The sequence below is a fragment of the Pseudomonas sp. FG1 genome (assembly GCF_034313875.1).
Taxonomy (GTDB): Bacteria; Pseudomonadota; Gammaproteobacteria; order Pseudomonadales; family Pseudomonadaceae; genus Aquipseudomonas; species Aquipseudomonas veronii.
Window position 1 is genome coordinate 6494692 of sequence record NZ_JAVIWP010000001.1, and the last position, 21107, is coordinate 6515798.

Below are 21107 nucleotides of genomic sequence, written 5' to 3' on the forward strand. Positions count from 1 at the left end.
GCAGAGTGTCAGTTGATAAATCTGGTGACTGACACCCCCTCATCGGGGGCAAGTCGAATCGTCGCACCGCCCCTCCCACACTTGACCGCGTATGACCTCAAGAATAATAAGAACCTGGAGAACAACTCATGTCGTTAAGCGTGTTCGACCTGTTCAAGATTGGCATCGGCCCCTCCAGCTCCCACACCGTCGGCCCGATGCGCGCCGCCGCGCGCTTTGTCGAGGGCTTGCGCCGTGACGACCTGCTGAGCGCCACCACCTGCGTCAAGGTGGAACTCTACGGCTCACTCGGCGCCACCGGCAAAGGCCACGGCAGCGACAAGGCCGTGCTGCTCGGCCTGGAAGGCGAACACCCGGACACCGTGAACACAGAAACCGTCGCCACGCGCCTGGCACAGATGCGCAGCGCCGGCCGTTTGAACCTGCTCGGCGAACACAGCATTGTGTTCAACGAGAAAGAACACCTGGCGATGATTCGCAAACCCCTCGCCTATCACCCCAACGGCATGATCTTCCGTGCCTTCGACGCCGCCGGCATCCAGATCCGCAGCCGCGAGTACTACTCGGTGGGCGGTGGCTTTGTGGTAGATGAAGACGCTGCCGGCGCCGACCGGATCGTCGAAGACGCGACGCCGCTGACCTTCCCGTTCAAGAGCGCCAAGGACTTGCTCGGTCATTGCGCCACCTACGGGCTGTCCATCAGCCAGGTGATGCTGACCAATGAAAGTGCCTGGCGCCCCGAAGCCGAAACCCGCAACGGCCTGCTGAAGATCTGGCAGGTGATGCAGGACTGTGTGGACGCTGGCTGTCGCAATGAAGGGATCTTGCCGGGGGGCTTGAAGGTCAAGCGTCGTGCCGCCGCCCTGCATCGCCAGCTGTGCAAGAACCCGGAGTCGGCCCTGCGCGACCCGTTGTCGGTACTCGATTGGGTCAACCTGTACGCGCTGGCGGTCAACGAAGAAAACGCCAACGGCGGGCGCGTGGTCACCGCGCCGACCAACGGTGCGGCCGGGATTGTGCCGGCGGTGCTGCATTACTACATGCGTTTTATCCCCGGCGCGAGTGAAGACGGCGTAGTGCGCTTTCTGCTCACCGCCGCCGCGATCGGGATTCTGTACAAGGAAAACGCGTCGATCTCCGGTGCCGAGGTTGGCTGCCAGGGTGAAGTCGGCGTGGCCTGCTCGATGGCCGCCGGTGCGCTGTGCGAAGTGTTGGGCGGCAGCGTGTCCCAGGTCGAAAACGCCGCCGAGATCGGCATGGAACACAACCTCGGCCTGACGTGCGACCCGATCGGCGGCCTGGTGCAAGTGCCCTGCATCGAGCGCAATGCCATGGGCTCGGTCAAAGCCATCAACGCAGTGCGTATGGCCTTGCGCGGCGATGGGCAGCATTTTGTGTCCCTCGACAAGGTCATCCGCACCATGCGCCAGACCGGCGCTGACATGAAAAGCAAATACAAGGAAACCGCCCGTGGCGGTTTGGCGGTCAACATTATCGAGTGCTGACGCTTAGAAGCGCGTCCGCACGTTTTTCAGGAGCTGAATATGTCCACCGAAACCCTGTTGAAAACCCCGTTGCACGCGCTGCACATCGAACTCGGCGCGCGCATGGTGCCCTTCGCCGGCTACGACATGCCGGTGCAATACCCATTGGGCGTGATGAAAGAACACCTGCACACCCGTGATCAGGCCGGGCTGTTCGACGTGTCTCACATGGGCCAGATCCGCCTGACCGGCGCCAATGCCGCCAAAGCCCTGGAAACCCTGGTGCCGGTGGATATCATCGACCTGCCCGTAGGCATGCAGCGCTATGCCATGTTCACCAACGAGCAGGGCGGTATTCTCGACGACCTGATGGTGGCCAACCTGGGGAACGACGAGCTGTTCCTGGTGGTCAACGCGGCCTGCAAGGACCAGGACCTGGCGCACCTGCGCGCCAGGATTGGCGACCAGTGCAGCATCGAGCCGCTGTTCGAAGAACGCGCCCTGCTCGCCCTGCAAGGCCCGGCAGCGGTAAAAGTGCTGGCACGCCTGGCCCCTGAAGTGACCAAGATGACCTTCATGCAATTCACGTCCCTGCGCCTGCTGGGCGTGGACTGCTACGTCAGCCGCTCCGGCTACACCGGTGAAGACGGCTTTGAAATCTCGGTGCCCGCCGCCCACGCCGAAAGCCTGGCCCGCAGCCTGCTGGCCGAGACCGAAGTCCAGGCCATCGGCCTGGGCGCCCGCGACTCGCTGCGCCTGGAAGCCGGCCTGTGCCTGTATGGCCACGACATGAACACCGACACCACCCCGATCGAAGCCAGCCTGCTCTGGGCGATCTCCAAGGCCCGTCGCGCCGACGGCGCTCGTGCCGGTGGCTTTCCCGGCGCCGACCGGATCTTTACCCAGCAGCAAGCCGGTGTGAGCCGCAAACGTGTCGGCCTGCTGCCTCAGGAGCGCACACCCGTGCGTGAAGGTGCGGAAATCGTCGACGAACACGGCACCGTGGTCGGCAGCGTCTGCAGCGGCGGCTTTGGCCCGAGCCTCGGCGGCCCGTTGGCGATGGCCTACCTGGACAGCGCGTTCACTGCGTTGGATACCGAAGTTTCTGCACTGGTGCGTGGGAAAAAGGTGCCACTTCGTGTAAGTAAAATGCCATTTGTGCCGCAACGGTACTACCGCGGCTGATTGATTGTTTCTATAAGTAACGCGGTTGCGTTAACGCGCACTAATCTGTAACGCAACCGCCATAAAACAGTGCATTGACGATAGTCATTGTTATAGGGGTCAACCTATAACAAGTGACCATTTCTATCGAATAAGTCGTCCGCCCATTGTTCCCCCAAGTGCCACAAAGCCGAGCAAAACCTGGGCTTTGCGCAGGGCTTGTTTTTTCTCCATTAGTTGACGTAGAGTTTGCTCACTGTGTTTGCATGGGTCGCTTGGAACCTGGACCTGGGCAGTAGCCAAAGTTTGCTACAACCCGTTCGACGTCTCTTACTTTCCTGCAACCCAGCCCAGTACTCTTTCATGCGAAAGGGGCTGTCATTCATTTTTAGCGTCAAGGAAATAAGAAAATGTCGGATAAACGTCAGAGCGGTACCGTCAAGTGGTTTAACGACGAGAAAGGGTTTGGTTTTATCACTCCAGAAAGCGGTCCGGATCTGTTCGTGCATTTCCGCGCTATTCAGGGCAACGGCTTCAAGAGCCTGAAAGAAGGCCAGAAAGTGTCTTTCGTCGCCGTGCAAGGCCAGAAAGGCATGCAGGCTGACGAAGTGATCGCCGAAGGCTGATCCCTCCTGCGACAAAAAGCCCCTGATGGTGACATCAGGGGCTTTTTTATGGGCGCGGTAAGGGCATTGCGCCGTAAAATGCTTTTTTTCTTCAGAGAGCCGGCCATGTCCAAACCCCTGCTGAGCCCCCAAGGCGACTTCCCCGCCGTTGGCCTGGGCCGTCGTCTGGCAGCGATGTTCTATGACTTCCTCCTCTGCACGGCGCTACTGATTGTCACGGCCTTTCTCTACAAGCTGGTGTGGATAGCGTTCGTGGGCGAAGCCAAAATGCGTACCCTCACCGAATCCGGCGCGCTGGACGGCGACCCGCTGCTGTCGACGATTCTGTTCTTCGTGCTGTTTGGCTTCTTCGCCAAGTTCTGGACCCATTCCGGGCAGACCCTGGGCATGCAGGTGTGGGGCGTGCGCGTACAGAACGCCGACGGCTCGCGGATCAGCCTGTGGCAGGCGCTGTTGCGCTTTGTGGTGTCGATTGCATCGTGGTTGTGCGTGGGGCTGGGCTTTATCTGGTCACTGTTCGACAAGCAGAAACGCAGTTGGCACGACATCTACTCCGACACGCAGTTGGTGCAGGTTCCGAAGCGGAAAAAATAACGCCCTGCTGGTGCGGATCAAAATGTGGGTGGGGGCAAGCCCCCTCCCACATGTTCGACCGGGTCAGGCGTTGCCGGCCAGCTTCAGGCGCGCAGCCTGGGTGAAGTCCAACATGCGCTTGAGCGGGCGCACCGCCTGCGGGATCACCGAAGGCTCGACGAAGATCTCGTTGCTGCCCTCACGCAGGCACTGCAGCGTGCGCTCCAGCGTATTCATCGCCATCCACGGGCAGTGCGCGCAACTGCGGCACGCCGCGCCGTTGCCGGCGGTAGGCGCTTCGACGAAGACCTTGTCCGGGCACAGCTGCTGCATCTTGTAGAAAATGCCGCGGTCGGTGGCGACAATGAACGTTTTGTTCGGTAAACGCTGAGCGGCGGCAATCAGTTGGCTGGTGGAACCCACTGCATCCGCCAGTTCGATCACCGAGGTCGGGGATTCCGGGTGGACCAGGATCGCCGCGTCCGGGTACAGCGCCTTCATGTCTTCCAGCTGCTTGGACTTGAACTCTTCGTGGACGATGCACGCACCGTCCCACAGCAGCATGTCGGCACCGGTCTGGCGCTGAATGTAAGTACCCAGGTGCTTGTCCGGCCCCCAGATAATGGTCTCGCCGTTGTCCATCAGGCTTTCGACGATTTCCAGCGCGCAACTGGAAGTCACCACCCAGTCCGCCCGCGCCTTGACCGCCGCCGAGGTGTTGGCATACACCACCACCGTGCGCTCGGGGTATTGATCGCAGAACGCGGAAAACTCCTCCACCGGACAGCCCAGGTCGAGGGAGCACGTGGCTTCCAGGGTCGGCATCAGGATGCGTTTTTCGGGGGTGAGGATTTTGGCAGTCTCGCCCATGAAACGCACACCGGCGACCAGTACGGTCTTGGCCGGGTGAGCAGCGCCGAAGCGTGCCATTTCAAGGGAGTCGGAGACACAGCCGCCGGTTTCTTCGGCCAGGGCCTGAATCACCGGATCGCAATAGAAGTGGGCGACCAGCACCGCGTCCTGAGCTTTGAGCTCGGCGGCGATGGCGGTACGCAGGCTAGCCTCTTCCTCGGCACTGAGGGCCTTGGGCTGCTTGGCGTCGAGGTGGGCTTGAACCAGAAGGCGTTCGGAAATTTGCGTCATGTTCGCAAGACCTGCAGGCGCCGTTGCGCGAAAGTCGAGTGTACCACCGGCTCTGGAGCCCTTCAGGCGCCGCCGGACGAAGTGATGATGTCATCAAGCACGGGTTAAGGTGAAGCTGCGCAAGGCTACAGAATATCGAATGGATTCAAAAGCCTAATCTGGCATGGCGCGACGCATCTGTCGGGCAAAAAAACGCGAAGGCGCATCACTGGGGCTTCGCGCGTTGACCACGATGAACCTCAGCGCATCAGCACATCCGGATCATCCTGCAACAGGACTGAGTCATGCATCTTCGCCAATGCATCCTTCAACGTCGACTGCTCCAGCGCATCCTTGGATTTTTTGCTTTCCCTGCCCGCGTGTTCGAGCAGCGCCAGGTAGTCACGCTTGGATGAGCCTTCCTTCGGCACCACGGTGTCTTCTACCAGGTTGGCCATCACATACTTCTGCGTGTGGGTATTCTGGGAAGCCGACTGTGTGACGGAAGCACGGGTCAATTGGCTGTCTTTATAGGCAAAGCTCGCGGTGCTGCTGGCCCTGTCCTGTACTTGCACATACAGGTAATTCTGTGATTCGCGACTGCCATCAAACACCGGCGGTTTCCCACCATCAAGGCCTTTGTGGAAGCTCGCCGAAAGCACCGATTGCTGGTTCTGGGTGACGCTGCGATCCGCGCTGCTGCGACCATTAACCTGGGTTTTTTGCGACACGTTGTAAGAAAAGCTGTCGACCTCTGAAGGGCGCATCGGGTTGGAGCTGTCTACGGCCTGCTTGATGGAAGCCTTGAAGTCCGCCAGACCGGTCAGCAAGCCTTTGTCGCTCGGATTGTTGCTCAAGGCTTCCACGGCGCCAGCGCCTTGTGGATAGTTACTGTTCATGACGCTGAACGCGTCTTTGAACATCGCCATCAAGTCAGCGTTGGCACTCCCTCGCTTTTCCACCCGGTCGAACTGGGCGAGGTAGGTTTTCAGCGCGTTGGCCTGCTGTTTGGCATCGCCGAGGATCGCCGCGTTTTTCAGGTCCACCGCCAGGTCAATGCTACCCGCCGGGCCACTCATGCGTGTGGTGCGGCTCTGGCTATCGGCGTGAAAGGCCAGAGTCAGGTCATCGCGACCCTGGGACGTCACCTTGGCATTAAGGTCTACGGACGCGAGCACCTTTGAATCAAACTGAGTCAATTGGCTTAGGTCGAGTTTTGGCGGCACAGCGGTCAGTCCATCAACCGAGGCTTGGAAGGCACTGCCCAGTTGACCGACGGCCTTGAGCTCGTCAGCACTCAAATCGCCCCCCTCCACCGTGGCCTGCACGCCCAGGCCATCTTTCTGGCTGGACAGGCTGAAGGTGACGGTCTTGCCGCTGGCGGTCTTGATGCTGAGGCTGACCTGATTCTCGGCCTTATTGTGCAGCACGGTCTGGTCGGCCTTGATCGCACCGGCGTCCCCGGCCCGGTCGGCCGTGATGTTGAGCACCGACTGTGAAATATCCGCGCCGCCGCCTTTGGCGAACTGCGCCACCAATGCTGCCCCCAAGCCGCTGTAGCGACTGGCCGTGGAGGTCGAGTTAAAGCGGGTGTTGATGATCTTGCTGACTGCGTCCTGGCTGCTATTTTCCCAGGCCCGCACACTTTCCCGACCCGGCATTTGCCCGTCTCGGGAGTAGATATCAACAACATCGGCAGCCGGATTACCGAGGCTGACCACCGACGCTGGTCGCACCGGCAAGACATCGACAGTGTTCGCCGAAATGGCGAGCGGTGTGGCTACAGCGCGAACAATGAGGGGATTGCTAGCGATGATCGGAGTTAGCGTAGTCATGACAGTCCATGTCTTGAAAGCTTAGCCTCCAATCTAGCCAAGATACGCCGCGCATTGACAGCATTAAAGCCGAAATAAGTGGCAAAGAGCCACATCAAAAAAACCGCCTCTTTGCCGCATCACGCAGACTCAGGAGCTGTAAGTCAACGCCACACATACCGCGCGATCGCTCGTAGGAATATGTACAGAACGTGCCGGCATTATCCAATGCCTTCCCACAGCAAAAGCAGTGCAGTGCGTAAGGAAGTCGCTGGTGGGGGGAGGTATCTTAATGACATGATGAAGGCCATTTAACCCGCTCGGCCAAACTCAAATGAATAGCACCGTCGGGATGGGCTCTGAGGTCAGCGAACTGGCCACCTCCGGCCTGAGCCAAAACGAAGCGTTCACCGAGCGCGTACTGGCCAGCATCAACGATTGCATCCAAGTACTCGATCTCGATGCCCGCCTCACGTTCATGAGCGAAGGCGGCCAAAAAATCATGGAGGTCAGTGACCTCAACACCATCCGTGGCTGCTCCTGGCCCGATTTCTGGCAGGATCAAGGCAACCTAGACGCCAAGGCCGCCGTACAGGCCGCCAGAAACGGCGAAAGCGCCAGCTTTATCGGCCCGGCCCAGACCCTGGCCGGTAACCTGAAGTGGTGGCATGTACAGGTGAGCCCGATCCTGGGCAGTAACGGCCGACCGGAACAGATCCTCTGTGTATCCCGCGACATCACGGCCCTGCGTGAAGCCGAAGAAGCACTGCGCAAGCTCAACGAGTCCCTGGAACAACGGGTGGTGGAACGCACCCGCGACCGCGACCGCATCTGGCGCCTGTCCCCGGACCTGATGCTGGTGGCCCAACTCGACGGCGTGATCTCCGCCGTCAACCCAGCCTGGACTCGCATGCTCGGCCACGCCGAACACGACTTGGTGGGCAGCCAGTTGCTGGCCCTGGTTCACCCGGACGACTTGGCCGACTCCGCATCGGCAGTCAGCCGCCTGGGAGACGGCAAGAACTTCCCCAACTTCAAGAACCGTTACCGCCACCAGGATGGCAGCTATCGCATGATCGCCTGGACCGCCGTACCCGACAGCGACTACATCCATGCGGTGGGCCGGGATATCCAGGCCGAAGAAGAAGCCAAGGACGCCCTGCGCCTGTCGGAAGATGCCTTGCGCCAATCCCAGAAACTGGAAACCATTGGCCAACTTACCGGCGGCGTCGCACACGACTTCAATAACCTGCTGACGGTAATCAAATCCTGCGCCGACCTGCTCAAGACCCCATCCCTGAGCGAAGTGCGGCGCATCAAATACATCGATGCCATCGCCAGCACCGTCGACCGCGCCGCCCGCCTGACCGCGCAACTGCTGACCTTCGCCCGCCGCCAGGCCCTGCGCCCGGAAGTATTCAATGTCGGCGACAGCGTGTTGCGGGTGGGCGAGATGATGGACAGCCTGACTGGCTCGCGGATCAAGGTCACCATCGAAGTGCCGGATGAGCCCTGCTTTATAAACGCCGATGAAAGCCAGTTCGATACCGCACTGGTGAACATGGTGGTCAATGCGCGGGATGCCATGGCCGGCAATGGCCACTTGACCATCCAGGTCGCGACAGCCGCCTGGCTGCCGTCGGTGCGCGCCCACCCGGGGCGGGTCGCCGACTACGTGACCATCGCATTGAGCGACACCGGATCAGGCATTGCGCCGGAAAAACTCGACGCCATCTTCGAACCCTTCTACACCACCAAAGGCATCGGCCAAGGCACCGGGCTGGGCTTGTCGCAAGTGTTCGGCTTTGCCAAACAGTCGGGCGGGGAGATTCTGGTGCAGAGCGAACGCGGCAAGGGCAGCCAGTTTACGTTGTACCTGCCCAAGGTCGAGGCCAGCACGATCCCGACCGCCCAGGACAACCATCGCGTACCGATCGTCTCGAACTTGTGCGTGCTGATGGTCGAGGACAATGCTGACGTTGGCCTCTACACCTCGCAGACCCTGGAACAGATGGGCTTTCACGTGTTGTGGGTGCCGGACGCCAAGAGCGCACTGGAAGCCCTGGCCCCCAACCCGGAAAGTTTCCAGGTGGTGTTCTCCGACATCTCCATGCCCGGCATGAGCGGCCTGGAACTGCTCGACGCGATCGAGGCGCTCTATCCATGGCTGCCGGTGGTGCTCACCACCGGCTACAACGACGAATACGCGCGCATTGCCCAAGAAGAAGCCAAGCGTTTTGTACTGCTGCAGAAACCCTATGCCACCGAGACGCTGGCCTTGCTCCTGCAAAAGGTCGTCAAGGGCCGTCTGGGCGGCTTGATGGGGGTGGAGTAGGTCGACGCGACCCCAGCTCAGTCGTGAATAGTCGGCATACGCATGACGCCACACCAAGATCAGTGCATCACCGCCCTGGTGCCGCGGGTAGCCGCCGGAGCATACAAGCTGCTCACCCACGTCAAGCGCCCGGAGTCTGAAGATACCCAATGGCTCCGGCCTTGCACCCGACCGGGCATCGGGCTCGGTCATGGACTGATATGGTCTGGAACCTGGTGGAAACAGGAAGCCTTCCGGCGTCTGCAACAGGCAACCTCACTAAAGGACCTTTAAAGGTAAGGGGCAGCTGACCCAGTTTGCCAAACTGAGCCCGGCGCAAAAATCGATGATGCTTTCAGCACGAAAAGAGAGCGGTAAACTCACCGAGGGCGGGGTCCTCTCCAAAGCATGGAAATGCTGTTTCGAGCAGTGCCACCAAGTCAATACCTCGCGCAGACCATGACAGCGCCAGAAGAGAAAAAACAACACTTCGACATCATGCAGGCAACAGGCTGCAGCGAACTCGACGCAGCCATTGAGGTCGCCACGACACTGGATCGATATTGCAGCATCGAACTGCACATCATCACATTCCCCGAACAAACTACGACCTAGGAGCGCCAGGTATCAAAACACTGAATACCTTGATCCAGAGCCTGATTGAAAGCCTGACCCAATGGCTTCAACAACCTGGGAAAGATGCCATTCAGACTCTTGAAGTTTATGCCCCCGTACTGATCTAGCCGTTGCAACGGGTCTTGGTACACGCGGTGGATCGCTGTGGCATCCAGTATCAACTTGGTGTAGTGCTCAGCGATTGCCTTAGACAATATCCACAGTCTGCGGGTGCAGAAAATACAATATTGGAAGTCTTGCGCAAATACTCACTACGATCTCTGATAGTCCGCCGAGGCGGCGGCATGACCCGATCTCATAAACGCTGAGTAATTTCGGAAGATCTTTTGGCAGGCACATTCATGGCCGGCTTTCCGTTAACCCAGGACTAGGTGCAAGCTTCACCACACACAGTATCCGAACGGCGCTCAGTTGCTTCAGACCATCTCCATGCCACCTTATATCAAAAACAGCTAACCACAATATAACCCATGACAATACACATTAAAAAACTGTCAGACCTGACAGTTACCAGCAGAAAAAATACAGCTATAAATTTTCATGCAGATACATTCACACAATTACTTCTATCTAACGGTATTAAGGAGAGAAACATGGAAACCTGGCAAGACTATGTAGAGCGTCTGACGAGTTCTGGCAAAGTAACCCAAGCGGCAATAGTCGGGCTTGACGGAACAATATGGGCCCAGTCACCCGAATTAAATATTTCCAGCGACGAAATCTCGCAAATCCTGGCAGGATTTAAAGATGACAGTATTTTATTAGCGACTGGAATACATATTAACGGAGTAGAATATATGCACCGACGATCATACGAAAACCAAATACAATTTAAGTACCAGGAGACGGGCGTTCATATCGCAAAAACTACGACATGTATAATTATTGGCACCTATATCGCCGGCATGGAGCCTATAGATACACAAGCGGCAATTTCAAGAGCTCAAGAGCTTCTGCTAAAAGCCGGATATTGATTTAATACACATTAAATCGCAAGAAAACAGTATGCCTATTATTTCATTAACCCCAAGGCCAGATATGATGTGAACCACTTTTAAAATTTACATCATCTTTGGCCTTTTTAAGCAGCCCCTTCAAGCAGTCCATCCGCCCTCCTATACCTAAACTCATTTCAAGTACGATGCCACGACCGACAGCCGCCCCTCCCAACCTTAGTAAAATCCAGCGCTGTTCCCCCCACTGGCAAGCGCCTTCCAAGCGATCTTGCTCAGCCCCCGCAAGGTGTCGCAAACGCCTGGAGCTTGCTATCGAGAAGAGGCCCTCTGTCGTTGACGGCGAGCCGGACGTGGCTAAAACGGTTGGGGAGCCTGTCACCAACCTGTCTGGAGTACAAGGTCGTAGGCGTCTGCTACTGGCTGCTCTGCACGCCTTTCGGTTGCAAGGTCAAAACCTGCATACAAACTGCTCACCCACGTCGAGCGCCTAGGGTCCGAAAGATACTCAATGGCTCCGGCCTTGCACCCGATCGGCCATTGGGCTCGGTCATGGACTGATATGGTCTGGAACCTGGTGGGAAGACCTAAGGTCACCGCTGCCATCCATTGATGAAAGCGCCGAGTCATCGATGATGCTCACGCTGATGATTGGTCTGGTCGGCATGAAGTGCAACAACTGGGCTGAAGAGCGTTACCTGCCAAAGTACTTGACCATTCGATCACGGCCGATGATTCGTGTGTAGGAAGATCAGCACCTAAGGAGACTTACGAGCATTGAGGAGGATTCCCTATTCAATGCAAGCCAGCATCAAATCGCGGGCAAAAAAAAACCCGGAAATCCTCACTTGCGTGGGCCTTCCGGATTTTCTAAACCGCCAAAAATGGTGGGTCGTGTGGGATTCGAACCTACGACCAATTGGTTAAAAGCCAACTGCTCTACCAACTGAGCTAACGACCCGCTGTGTTGTGGCGCGTATAATACTGATTTCTAAGGATTATTCAACACCTTATTTTAAATAAATCAAAAATAACGCGTTGGGTCCGTAATTCCGGCCATTTTGAAGCCTTCTGCACGCAGTCGGCAGCTGTCGCATTTCCCACAAGCACGGCCGTCATCGTCTGCCTGATAGCAGGAAACAGTCAGCGAATAATCGACGCCAAGCCCTACGCCAGCCTTCACGATATCGGCCTTGCTGAGGTTTTGCAGCGGCGCCAGGATACGGAAGCCCTGCCCCTCTACCCCGGCCTTGGTCGCCAGGTTGGCCATGCGTTCGAACGACTCGATGAACTCTGGGCGGCAGTCCGGGTAGCCGGAATAATCCACTGCGTTGACGCCGATGAAAATATCGCGGGCATTCAGCACTTCCGCCCAGCCGAGGGCCAGGGACAGGAACACGGTGTTGCGCGCCGGGACGTAGGTGATCGGGATGCCTTCGCTGGGGGCTTCCGGCACGTCGATGCTGCTGTCGGTGAGCGCCGAGCCGCCGATGCCGTTGAGATTCAGGCCAATGACCTTGTGCTCGGCCACACCCATGTCGCGGGCGACGCGGGCAGCGGCGTTCAGCTCGGCGCGATGGCGCTGGCCGTAGTCGAAGCTCATGGTGTAGCAGGTGTAGCCTTCAGCCTGCGCCATGGCCACCACCGTGGCGGAGTCGAGGCCGCCGGACAGCAGGATTACCGCACGTTTTTGATCAATCGGTTGTTCAGTCATTTCAGCGTCCTGGCTCGTCGTTCCAAAGGTATTTATGCAGTTGCAGTTGCAGACGGACCGGTAGGTTATCAGCCACCACCCAGTCGGCCAGGTCGCGTGCGTTCAGGTCGTGATGGCTTGGAGAGAACAGCACCTCGCCCGCGCGGCGGTCCAGGCCATACTGGATCAGCTTGGAGCTCGCCCAGTCGTAATCGTCGCGGGAACAGATCACGAACTTGACCTGGTCGTTGACCGTCAGCAAGTCCAGGTTCTCGTAGAGGTTGCGATGTGCCTCTTTGGAACCGGGGGTCTTGAGATCGACCACTCGGCTTACACGCGGGTCCACAGCGGAAATATCCAGGGCGCCGCTGGTTTCCAGGGACACCTCGTAACCGGCGTCACACAGCTGCTTGAGCAAAGGGATGGCGTTGGGTTGCGCCAACGGCTCACCGCCGGTCACGCAGACGTAGCGCGGCCGGTAACCGGCAACCTGTTCAAGGATGTCTTCAAGGGTTCGCACGGTGCCGCCACTGAAGGCGTAGGCGCTGTCACAGTACTGGCAACGCAGGGGGCAACCGGTCAGGCGCACAAATACTGTGGGCAGGCCGGCCGTTCGCGTTTCACCCTGTAACGAGTAAAAAACTTCGGTGATGCGTAATGTGTCTTGCATAGTCGCCACGGGCGTAACAGCTAAACAGGCTGTCCGCCTCCGTCAGGCACTTCAAGGAATTCCGCCAACGCGTAAACCCCAGGAAGCGTGTTTCATAAAAGGGCGTGGATTCTAACGAAAAAACCCGCGCCAGGCGCGGGTTTCTTCTAAACGGACAGCATCGTTTACAAGCGCTGCAGGTCCCGTTGAGCCAACTGGGCAGCGGAAGTCCCCGGATACTGGGCAACGACCTGCTGCAGAATGCCTTTGACCTTGTCGGTGTGACCCAGGCGGCGTTCTACGTCAGCGAGTTTGTACAGCGAATCCGGCACTTTGGCGTGCTTGGGGTACAGCTGGCTGACCTTGGCAAATGCCTGGCCGGCTCCCTGCAGATCACCCTTTGCCAGGTTTACCTCACCCAGCCAGTACTGGGCGTTGCCCGCGTACTGACTGTTTGGGTAACGACCGAGGAATGCGGTGAAGGCCTTGCTGGCCTTGTCGAAATCCTTGGCCTTGATCAGGTCGAAGGCTGCATCGTAATACAGTTTTTCCTTCGCCGGATCACCCGGTTCGCTGCTGGCGGCAGGGGCGGCGGCGGCGGCCCCTGCTGCTGCACCACCGGCAGCGGCACTTGGCGCGCCACCGGCAGAAGAATTATCAGGAGTAGCGGCAGGTGTAACGCCGGCTCCTATGCGTCGATCAAGATCCTGGTATCGCTCCAGGCCTTCTTGCTTCAGCTGGTTCACTTGATTCTGCAGAACTTCAATGGCGCCTTGTTGTTGCGACAATTGATCCTGCATGCGTTGCAACTGGTTGAACAGTTCGCCCTGTGCCGAGGGTGCGGACGTAGCCGCCCCCCCAGCATAGGCGCCGTTCGTGCCATAACCTGCTGGTGGATAACTGCTCCCGCTATTGTTATAGCCTGAGTTGCTATCTTCCACAGGAACCGCAGCCCACACCGCAAGCGGCGCGAGGCTGAGAGCCAATACAGTTAGAGCACGACGGCACGTTCGCATGACGAATTACTTACGCAGTTCGACGCGACGGTTTTGAGCCCAGGACTGCTCGTCGTGGCCAGTAGCAACTGGACGCTCTTTACCGTAGGAAACCAGTTCCAGTTGGCCTGGAGCAACACCTTGCAGTACCAGATAGCGCTGAACGGCTTTCGCACGACGCTCGCCCAGTGCCATGTTGTACTCGCGAGTACCACGTTCGTCGGTGTTACCTTCCAGAACAACGCGAGCGCCGTTAGCTTTCAGGTCCTTCGCGTGAACGTCCAGAGCGCGCATGGCTTCTGGTTTCAGGTCCGAACTGTCGTATTCGAAGTAGAAAGTGGTGATTGCGCGCAGAGCAGCTTCTTCGCTCAGGGAGCCGTCAACTGCACCAGTGTTGGCGCCATAACCAGCGTTTGGATCAACAGCTGCGCCTTCACCGGCATTGTCGCCGCCTTTAGACGAGCAACCAACGGCTACGGACAGAGCCAGAGCCAGAGCAGCAAACTTACCAAACTTCAGCATTTCCATCGTGAAACTCCTAATGAACCCCAGTGTGTTAAGCAAATCATGTAGCGCCGCGTCAGTTCAGGTAAGGGGACCAGGATGGTTCTCTGACTTCGCCTTGTGCGGTAGGAAGCGGGAGCCTTACGCGTCCATTAATGGACACGAGCATCAAGACTCCCCGGCCCTGCTGGCGGGTGGCGTAGATTACCATGGTGCCGTTGGGCGCAACAGTGGCTGACTCATCTAGGTTGGTATCTGTAAGGATTTTTACGGTGCCGCGCTGCAAATCCTGGGCCGCAACCCGGAAATTAGTGAAACCATCCTGACGGTGAATCATCACCAACGTCTTTTCGTCAGCCGAAAGCTTAGGGTTGGCGTTGTAGTTACCAATAAAGGTCACGCGTTCCGCGCCACCGCCACCCACGCTCGTTTTATAAATTTGAGGCTTGCCGCCACGGTCGGAGGTGAAATAGATGGTCGAACCATCTTTACCCCAGAACGGTTCGGTGTTGATACCAGGACCGCTGGTCACGCGGCTGATCTGGCGCGAAGCCATGTTCATCACGTAGATATCCGGGTTGCCGTCCTTGGACAGCACGAAAGCCAGGCGCGAACCATCCGGCGACCAGGCTGGCGCACCGTTGAGGCCTTCGAAGTTGGTGATCTGCTCACGACGGCCAGTGTCGATGTGCTGGACGAAGATGCGCGGACGCTTCTGCTCGAAGGACACGTAGGCAATGCGCTTGCCGTCCGGCGCGAAGCGCGGCGACAGGATTGGTTCACGCGATTGCAGCAAGGTCACAGCGCGCGCGCCGTCATAGTCGGAACGCTGCAGCGTGTAGCGCGTGTTGTCTACGGAGAAACGCTCGGCCGTTACATACAGCAGACGTGTCGAGAAAGCCCCCTTGATACCGGTGAGCTTTTCAAACGACTGGTCCGAGATGTAGTGGGCCATGTCCCGCAGTTGCTCGGCGGTGCCCGATACGCTGCCGGTCAAGACCTGCTGCTCGGTCGCCACGTTGAACAAAGCGTACTGGATCTGCAGGCGACCGCCGGCCGGCACGATGCTGCCGACCATCAGGTACTGGGCGCCCACGGCTTTCCAGTCGCGGAAGATGACTTCGCTGGCCTGGGTCGGCTGGCTGATCATGTTGCCTTTGGGAATCGGCGCGTAGTAACCGGAGTTGCGCAGGTCGTCGCTGACGATCTGGGCCATGTCGTCCGGCAACACGCTGCCGCCCTGCCAGCCGAACGGTACAACGGCGATCGGGGTGGCCCGATCGCTACCGCTGGTGACCAGGATGTTCTTTTCATCCGCCGCCGCTATGCCTGCCATACAGCAAATAACGACAAGCAATCCTCGAAGAAGGTTTCTCACAAGGCTAAATCCTCAGGTGTGAATGTCATCTTGAATGAACGATAGGGAGCGAAGTCACTTGGTTTCATTCCCTGCATCTCGGTCAACCGGCCAATATTCTTGACCGCCGCGACCGCCGAACTGTCGAACGAACCGTCACCACTGGACTTGGCCACGCTGACCGAAGTCACCGTACCGTCCGGCAACATGCCGATCTGCAGCACTACTGTCATGCCTTTACGTGCCGAAGGTGGACGTGTCCAGCCTTCGGCTGCCCGCGCCCGAATCAGGTCGTCGAAACTGCCCGCGACTTCATCGCCACGTTCATCGGCCAAGGCTTGCTGACGCTGCGGCGTGTCGGAGAGCAAATCTGCCAAGGCCTGGGCCTTTTTCTCTTCGGCGGATTTACGCGCTGCTTCCTGGGCCTTTTTCTTGGTGGCATCGGCGGCAGCTTTCTTCTTCGCGTCGTCGGCGATTTTCTTTTTCGCCTCGTCTGCTTCAGCTTTTTTCTTGGCGTCTTCGGCGGCTTTCTTCTTCGCGTCTTCGACTATCTTTTTCTTGGCGTCTTCAGCGGCCTTTTTCTTGGCCTCTTCTTCGGCAGCTTTCTTGGCTTCTTCTTCAGATTTCTTCTTGGCTATATCAGCCAATTGTTTCTCTTCGGCTTTTTTAGCTTCGGCAGCTTTCTCGGCTTTCTTGGCTTCATCAGCCTTTTTCGCCTCGTCGGCCTTCTTCGCTTCGTCAGCCTTTTTCGATTCCTCGGCCTTTTGAGCCGCCTCTTCTTTCTTTTGTTCCGCAGCAGCCTTCACTGCTTCCTGCTCGACCTTCTTCTGTTCCATCTGCTCGACTTCAGTCTGGCGCGCAGCCGACTTCTGGGCCTCACCCGCAATCTTCTGATTGGTCTGGGTCGTGGCCTGACTTTTCGATTTCAGCTGATACAGGGTCGCCTGCACGATCGGCTTGGCTGGCGGCAGGTCCGGGGTCATGGCAAAGCTGACGAACAGCATGCCAAACACCAGGACGTGCAGGGCAATTGCCCAGACGCTAGGCCAGAAGTAGCTTTCCGAGGCGGACGGCTCTCGCTGTTGGTGCATCAGGGCGCCTCGGTAATCAAGCCAACGTTACCGACGCCGGCCTTCTGCAGCCCGCCCATGGCGCCCATGACGGAACCGTAGTCGACCGACTTGTCGCCGCGGATGAACACCTGGGTGTGCTTGCCGCCTTCGTTGCCGGAGCGAATGATCTTGGTCACCGCATCGGTCATCGCCGGCAAGGTCAGGGCCTTGTCCTGTTGTTTCTGCGTATCGACTTCGCTGCCAAGGTTCCAGTAGTAGGTCTTGTCAGCCTTGATCGAAATCGTCAGCACCTGGGTGTTGTTGTCCTGGGGCAAGGCTTCGCTGGAAACCTTGGGCAGATCAACCTTCACACCCTGGTTGAGCATCGGCGCGGTCACCATGAAGATCACCAGCAGCACCAGCATCACGTCGATGTAAGGCACTACGTTCATCTCGGCGACCGGCTTGCGCTTGGTTCGTGCTCGAGTGATTAAAGCCATCGGGGAGTACCTGCTTATTCTTCGCTGGTGTGCACTTTACGGTGCAGGATCGCCTGGAATTCGTCGGCGAAGGTGTAGTAACGGCTGATCAGGGTCTCACCGCGCGCGGCGAAGCGGTTGTAGGCGATAACCGCCGGGATCGCAGCGAACAGGCCGATCGCGGTGGCGACCAGGGCTTCGGCGATACCCGGGGCCACGGTGGCCAGGGTCGCTTGCTGGGCCTGGGCCAGGCCGCGGAAGGAGTTCATGATCCCCCACACGGTACCGAACAGGCCGATGTACGGGCTGACGGAACCCACGGTGGCGAGGAACGGCAGGCTCTGCTCCAGCTTCTCTTCTTCGCGGGAGATGGCCACGCGCATGGCACGGGCCACGCCTTCCATGACCGCTTCCGGATCGACGCCCGGCTGCTGGCGCAGGCGCGAGAACTCCTTGAAGCCAGCACGGAAGATCTGCTCGACGCCCGAATCCGGGTCAGGGTTGCTACCGGCCTGGCGATACAGTTTGGACAGGTCGATACCCGACCAGAAGCGCTCTTCGAAGCTCTCCAGGGCACGTCGACCGGCACGCAGCAGGTTGCTGCGCTGAAAAATCATGACCCAGGATGTAACCGATGCGGCTAACAGGATCAGCATCACCAGTTGAACCACAACACTGGCATTACTGACCAGGCTCCACATGGAGGAATGGTCGACGACGGTAGGTTCCACGCTAAATCTCCTGCTTTGATTGTTTACCCGCGCCGCTCACGGCGGCAAAGGCCGCACGTAGAGTTTCGGGAATGGCCCGAGGTTTCAAACTATTGGTGCGCACACACGCCACCAGGAACTGCCCCTCACAGAGCAGCGTTGCATCCGCAGCCCGCCTGACCTGCTGTTTAAAGCGCAGGCTGGCACGGTTCAATTCGATTACTTCAGCGCTGACCAGCAGCTCATCGTCCAATCGCGCCGGCGCGTAATAACGCGCCTCGCTGGAATGCACGACAAACAACAGGTCCTCCCCTGCCAGCTGGGATTGGGCAAAGCCCAGCTCCCGTAGCCGCTCGGTTCGAGCCCGCTCCATGAACTTGAGGTAATTGACGTAATACACGATGCCGCCAGCATCGGTGTCCTCGTAATAAACGCGACAGCGATGTGCGAACGACTGATCCCCGTTTTGCGCGCGCATACTCTAGTGCTTACTCCTCAGGTTGCCAATCCGGCTGGGCAACTGTTTTTTCATTCTATGAAACATTTCTAACGACTGAATGACGACGCCAGCCACTAGGACAGCACAAACCTTGAATAAATCGACCCGAGTGACCTTTTTAATCGTCCACTGCATCGAGGAATTCGTCTAGCACGGGCATCTCGCCCAATCGTGACGGAATGTTTAGCCCAAAGTGCAAATAGGCATGGCGGGTAACCACCCGGCCCCTTGGTGTACGCATGATGTAGCCCTGCTGGATCAGGTACGGCTCCAGCACGTCCTCAATGGTGTGGCGCTCTTCACTGATGGCCGCTGCCAGGCTGTCCACGCCCACCGGGCCACCGTCGAATTTCTCGATCATGGTCAACAGTAGCCGCCGGTCCTGGTGATCGAAGCCGTGTTCATCCACGTCCAGCAGGTTCAACGCCAGGTCGGCCACGGCCTTGGTGATATGCCCCTTGGCCCGCACTTCGGCAAAATCGCGCACGCGCCGCAGCAAGCGGTTGGCGATCCGTGGCGTGCCCCGCGCCCGCCGGGCGATTTCAAACGCGCCTTCGGGGTCCAGGGGCAAGCCGAGAATGCCGGCCGAACGGCTGACGATGGTCGCCAGGTCTGCGGTGCTATAGAACTCTAGACGTTGGACGATGCCAAAACGGTCTCGCAACGGGTTGGTCAGCATGCCCGCGCGCGTGGTCGCGCCCACCAGGGTGAACGGCGGCAGGTCGAGCTTGATCGAGCGGGCTGCGGGGCCTTCACCGATCATAATGTCGAGCTGGAAGTCTTCCATCGCCGGGTACAGCACTTCCTCGACGATGGGCGACAGCCGGTGGATTTCGTCGATGAACAGCACGTCGTGCGGTTCGAGGTTGGTCAGCAGCGCCGCGAGGTCGCCCGGACGCTCCAGCACCGGGCCGGAGGTGGACTTGATCGACACCCCCATTTCCTGGGCGATGATGTTGGCCAGGGTGGTTTTACCCAGCCCCGGCGGGCCGAAGATCAAGGTGTGGTCCAGGGATTCACTGCGCCCACGCGCAGCCTGGATGAACAACTCCATCTGCTCGCGCACGGTGGGCTGGCCGATGTAGTCGGCCAGGCTCAGGGGGCGGATGGCGCGGTCCTGGACTTCTTCACGGTCACGGGGGCCGGTGGCCGCGATCAGACGATCAGCTTCAATCACTTAAATCATTCCCTTCAGGGCTCGGCGGATCATGTCTTCGCTGCTCAGGTTCTTGTCCTTGATGGCCGACACCGCTTTGCTGGCTTCCTGCGGCTTGTAGCCCAGGGAAATCAGCGCGCTGACCGCATCGCTTTCGGCACTGGCCACCTGGGCCGCCGGCTGGTTCGGCTGGTTCGGCACCAGGGCGAACATGCTCGGCACGACTTCCCAGGCTTTGAAACGGTCCTTGAGCTCCACCAGCAGGCGTTCGGCGGTTTTCTTGCCGACCCCCGGCACCTTGGTCAGCGCCGAGGTGTCCTGGGCCGACACCGCGCGTACCAGTTCATCCACTTCCAGGCTCGACATCAGCGCCAGGGCCAGCTTCGGCCCCACACCGTTGAGGCGAATCAATTCGCGGAAGAAGTCGCGGTCACGCTTGCCAATGAAGCCATAGAGCAGTTGCGCATCTTCGCGCACCACAAGGTGAGTATGCAGGGTCAATGGCTCGCCAACCGACGGAAGGCGATACAGGGTGGTCATGGGCACTTCCAGCTCATACCCCAGCCCGTTGACATCCAGAATCAGGTGCGGCGGCTGTTTCTCAGCCAGGGTGCCGCGCAAGCGTCCAATCACGGTTCAGATCCTTAAAGCTTGGGGGTCAGATCGAGGCCTGACCGCAAATAACGATTGCGCCGATGCTATCAGAGACGCAGCCGCCCGCCACGACTACGTGCCGCCCCCAGGCCGTGAGGCAGCAGGCTGGAACGGGTATGCGCGTGGCAAATGGCGATGGCCAGGGCATCGGAGGCGTCGATCTGCGGCTTGGAGGTGAGTTTGAGCATGTGCATGACCATCATCTGCACCTGCTCTTTATTGGCCGCGCCGGTGCCAACCACGGCCTGCTTGACCTGGGTGGCGGTGTACTCGGCGATTTCCATGGCCTCCTCGGCACCGGCGACGATGGCGGCGCCACGGGCCTGGCCGAGTTTGAGGGCCGAGTCGGCGTTTTTGGCCATGAACACCTTTTCGATCCCCATGGTCACCGGCTTGTAGGTCTGGATCACTTCACGCACGCCGCGATAGACGATCTGCAGGCGCTCGGCCAACTCGCCCGCACCGGTGCGGATGCAGCCCGAGGCGACATACACGCAGCCGCGCGGGGTGTGTTGCACCACACCAAAACCGGTGATGCGCGAACCGGGGTCGATACCTAGAATTAAAGTCATAACGCCTGCAGGTCGGGTAAACACAATTTTTGATACAGGTAAAATCCAATGTGGGAGGGGCTTGCTCCCGATTACGGTGGTTCAGTCGATTCATAAATGAC

The 21107-nt window shown here is 58.7% G+C and carries 20 protein-coding genes, 1 tRNA gene and 2 pseudogenes; 8 read left to right on the plus strand and 15 right to left on the minus strand.

Annotation, left to right across the window (positions count from 1 at the left end; all coding sequences use genetic code 11):
- The first annotated feature begins 128 nt into the window (after positions 1-128).
- The 4 genes from RGV59_RS29930 to RGV59_RS29945 all read left to right on the plus strand — a co-directional run bounded on the left by RGV59_RS29930 (position 129) and on the right by RGV59_RS29945 (position 3868).
- Positions 129-1505, plus strand: coding sequence for an L-serine ammonia-lyase (locus RGV59_RS29930; protein WP_017847141.1), 1377 nt, complete (start codon positions 129-131; stop codon positions 1503-1505).
- A 39-nt stretch (positions 1506-1544) separates the two neighbouring features.
- Positions 1545-2669 (plus strand): glycine cleavage system aminomethyltransferase GcvT, encoded by a 1125-nt coding sequence (gene gcvT, locus RGV59_RS29935; protein WP_046490083.1) that lies wholly within the window; start codon positions 1545-1547, stop codon positions 2667-2669.
- 389 nt (positions 2670-3058) lie between these two features.
- The gene (locus tag RGV59_RS29940; protein ID WP_017847139.1) at positions 3059-3274 is read left to right on the plus strand and encodes a cold-shock protein; all 216 of its coding nucleotides are present in this window, start codon (positions 3059-3061) and stop codon (positions 3272-3274) included.
- 105 nt (positions 3275-3379) lie between these two features.
- On the plus strand, positions 3380-3868 hold the full coding sequence (locus RGV59_RS29945; protein WP_017847138.1) for an RDD family protein: 489 nt from the start codon (positions 3380-3382) through the stop codon (positions 3866-3868).
- A 63-nt stretch (positions 3869-3931) separates the two neighbouring features.
- On the opposite strand, the gene nadA is transcribed toward RGV59_RS29945, so the two are convergent.
- Together nadA and RGV59_RS29955 are read right to left on the minus strand one after the other, a co-directional pair.
- Positions 3932-4990 (minus strand): quinolinate synthase NadA, encoded by a 1059-nt coding sequence (gene nadA / locus RGV59_RS29950; protein ID WP_046490080.1) that lies wholly within the window; start codon positions 4988-4990, stop codon positions 3932-3934.
- Between the two features lie 239 nt (positions 4991-5229).
- Positions 5230-6630, minus strand: coding sequence for a lactate dehydrogenase (locus RGV59_RS29955; protein WP_126585464.1), 1401 nt, complete (start codon positions 6628-6630; stop codon positions 5230-5232).
- Positions 6631-7117: 487 nt separating this feature from the next.
- On the opposite strand from RGV59_RS29955, the gene RGV59_RS29960 reads away from it, so the two are divergent.
- The 4 genes and pseudogenes from RGV59_RS29960 to RGV59_RS31900 form a co-directional block, all read left to right on the plus strand.
- Positions 7118-9118 (plus strand): hybrid sensor histidine kinase/response regulator, encoded by a 2001-nt coding sequence (locus tag RGV59_RS29960; RefSeq protein ID WP_238587275.1) that lies wholly within the window; start codon positions 7118-7120, stop codon positions 9116-9118.
- Positions 9119-9419: 301 nt separating this feature from the next.
- Positions 9420-9712, plus strand: a pseudogene (locus RGV59_RS29965) (conjugative transfer ATPase); the annotation flags it as partial.
- 614 nt (positions 9713-10326) lie between these two features.
- The gene (locus RGV59_RS29970; protein ID WP_046490078.1) at positions 10327-10707 is read left to right on the plus strand and encodes a profilin; all 381 of its coding nucleotides are present in this window, start codon (positions 10327-10329) and stop codon (positions 10705-10707) included.
- 351 nt (positions 10708-11058) lie between these two features.
- Positions 11059-11163: pseudogene (locus RGV59_RS31900) on the plus strand (TIGR03756 family integrating conjugative element protein); the annotation flags it as partial.
- Positions 11164-11571: 408 nt separating this feature from the next.
- On the opposite strand, the gene RGV59_RS29975 reads toward RGV59_RS31900, so the two are convergent.
- From RGV59_RS29975 to ruvC, 13 genes are all read right to left on the minus strand, one after another.
- Positions 11572-11647, minus strand: a tRNA-Lys gene (locus RGV59_RS29975).
- Positions 11648-11710: 63 nt separating this feature from the next.
- Complete coding sequence (gene queC, locus RGV59_RS29980; protein WP_162231531.1) at positions 11711-12385, minus strand: 7-cyano-7-deazaguanine synthase QueC; 675 nt, start codon at positions 12383-12385, stop codon at positions 11711-11713.
- A gap of 16 nt (positions 12386-12401) precedes the next feature.
- Positions 12402-13049 carry a 7-carboxy-7-deazaguanine synthase QueE gene (queE, locus tag RGV59_RS29985; RefSeq protein WP_126585431.1) on the minus strand — a complete coding sequence of 216 codons (648 nt, stop codon included), beginning with the start codon at positions 13047-13049 and terminating at the stop codon, positions 12402-12404.
- A 164-nt stretch (positions 13050-13213) separates the two neighbouring features.
- Positions 13214-14044 (minus strand): tol-pal system protein YbgF, encoded by an 831-nt coding sequence (ybgF, locus tag RGV59_RS29990; protein WP_046382258.1) that lies wholly within the window; start codon positions 14042-14044, stop codon positions 13214-13216.
- Between the two features lie 6 nt (positions 14045-14050).
- A complete protein-coding gene (gene pal / locus RGV59_RS29995) occupies positions 14051-14551 on the minus strand; it encodes a peptidoglycan-associated lipoprotein Pal (RefSeq protein WP_003209827.1) in 501 nt (166 codons plus the stop codon).
- A gap of 52 nt (positions 14552-14603) precedes the next feature.
- Complete coding sequence (gene tolB / locus RGV59_RS30000) at positions 14604-15863, minus strand: Tol-Pal system beta propeller repeat protein TolB (protein ID WP_017847131.1); 1260 nt, start codon at positions 15861-15863, stop codon at positions 14604-14606.
- Between the two features lie 38 nt (positions 15864-15901).
- On the minus strand, positions 15902-16975 hold the full coding sequence (tolA, locus tag RGV59_RS30005; RefSeq protein WP_017847130.1) for a cell envelope integrity protein TolA: 1074 nt from the start codon (positions 16973-16975) through the stop codon (positions 15902-15904).
- On the minus strand, positions 16975-17427 hold the full coding sequence (tolR, locus tag RGV59_RS30010) for a protein TolR (RefSeq protein ID WP_160384999.1): 453 nt from the start codon (positions 17425-17427) through the stop codon (positions 16975-16977). Before tolR ends, tolA begins: the two co-directional genes overlap by 1 nt.
- Before the next feature lie 23 nt (positions 17428-17450).
- The gene (gene tolQ, locus RGV59_RS30015; protein WP_017847129.1) at positions 17451-18146 is read right to left on the minus strand and encodes a protein TolQ; all 696 of its coding nucleotides are present in this window, start codon (positions 18144-18146) and stop codon (positions 17451-17453) included.
- A gap of 1 nt (position 18147) precedes the next feature.
- The gene (ybgC, locus tag RGV59_RS30020) at positions 18148-18603 is read right to left on the minus strand and encodes a tol-pal system-associated acyl-CoA thioesterase (RefSeq protein WP_017847128.1); all 456 of its coding nucleotides are present in this window, start codon (positions 18601-18603) and stop codon (positions 18148-18150) included.
- Between the two features lie 139 nt (positions 18604-18742).
- Positions 18743-19801 (minus strand): Holliday junction branch migration DNA helicase RuvB, encoded by a 1059-nt coding sequence (gene ruvB, locus RGV59_RS30025; RefSeq protein ID WP_017847127.1) that lies wholly within the window; start codon positions 19799-19801, stop codon positions 18743-18745.
- On the minus strand, positions 19802-20413 hold the full coding sequence (gene ruvA, locus RGV59_RS30030) for a Holliday junction branch migration protein RuvA (protein ID WP_017847126.1): 612 nt from the start codon (positions 20411-20413) through the stop codon (positions 19802-19804). It abuts the gene before it with no gap.
- 68 nt (positions 20414-20481) lie between these two features.
- Positions 20482-21006 carry a crossover junction endodeoxyribonuclease RuvC gene (gene ruvC, locus RGV59_RS30035; protein WP_017847125.1) on the minus strand — a complete coding sequence of 175 codons (525 nt, stop codon included), beginning with the start codon at positions 21004-21006 and terminating at the stop codon, positions 20482-20484.
- Positions 21007-21107 lie beyond the last annotated feature (101 nt).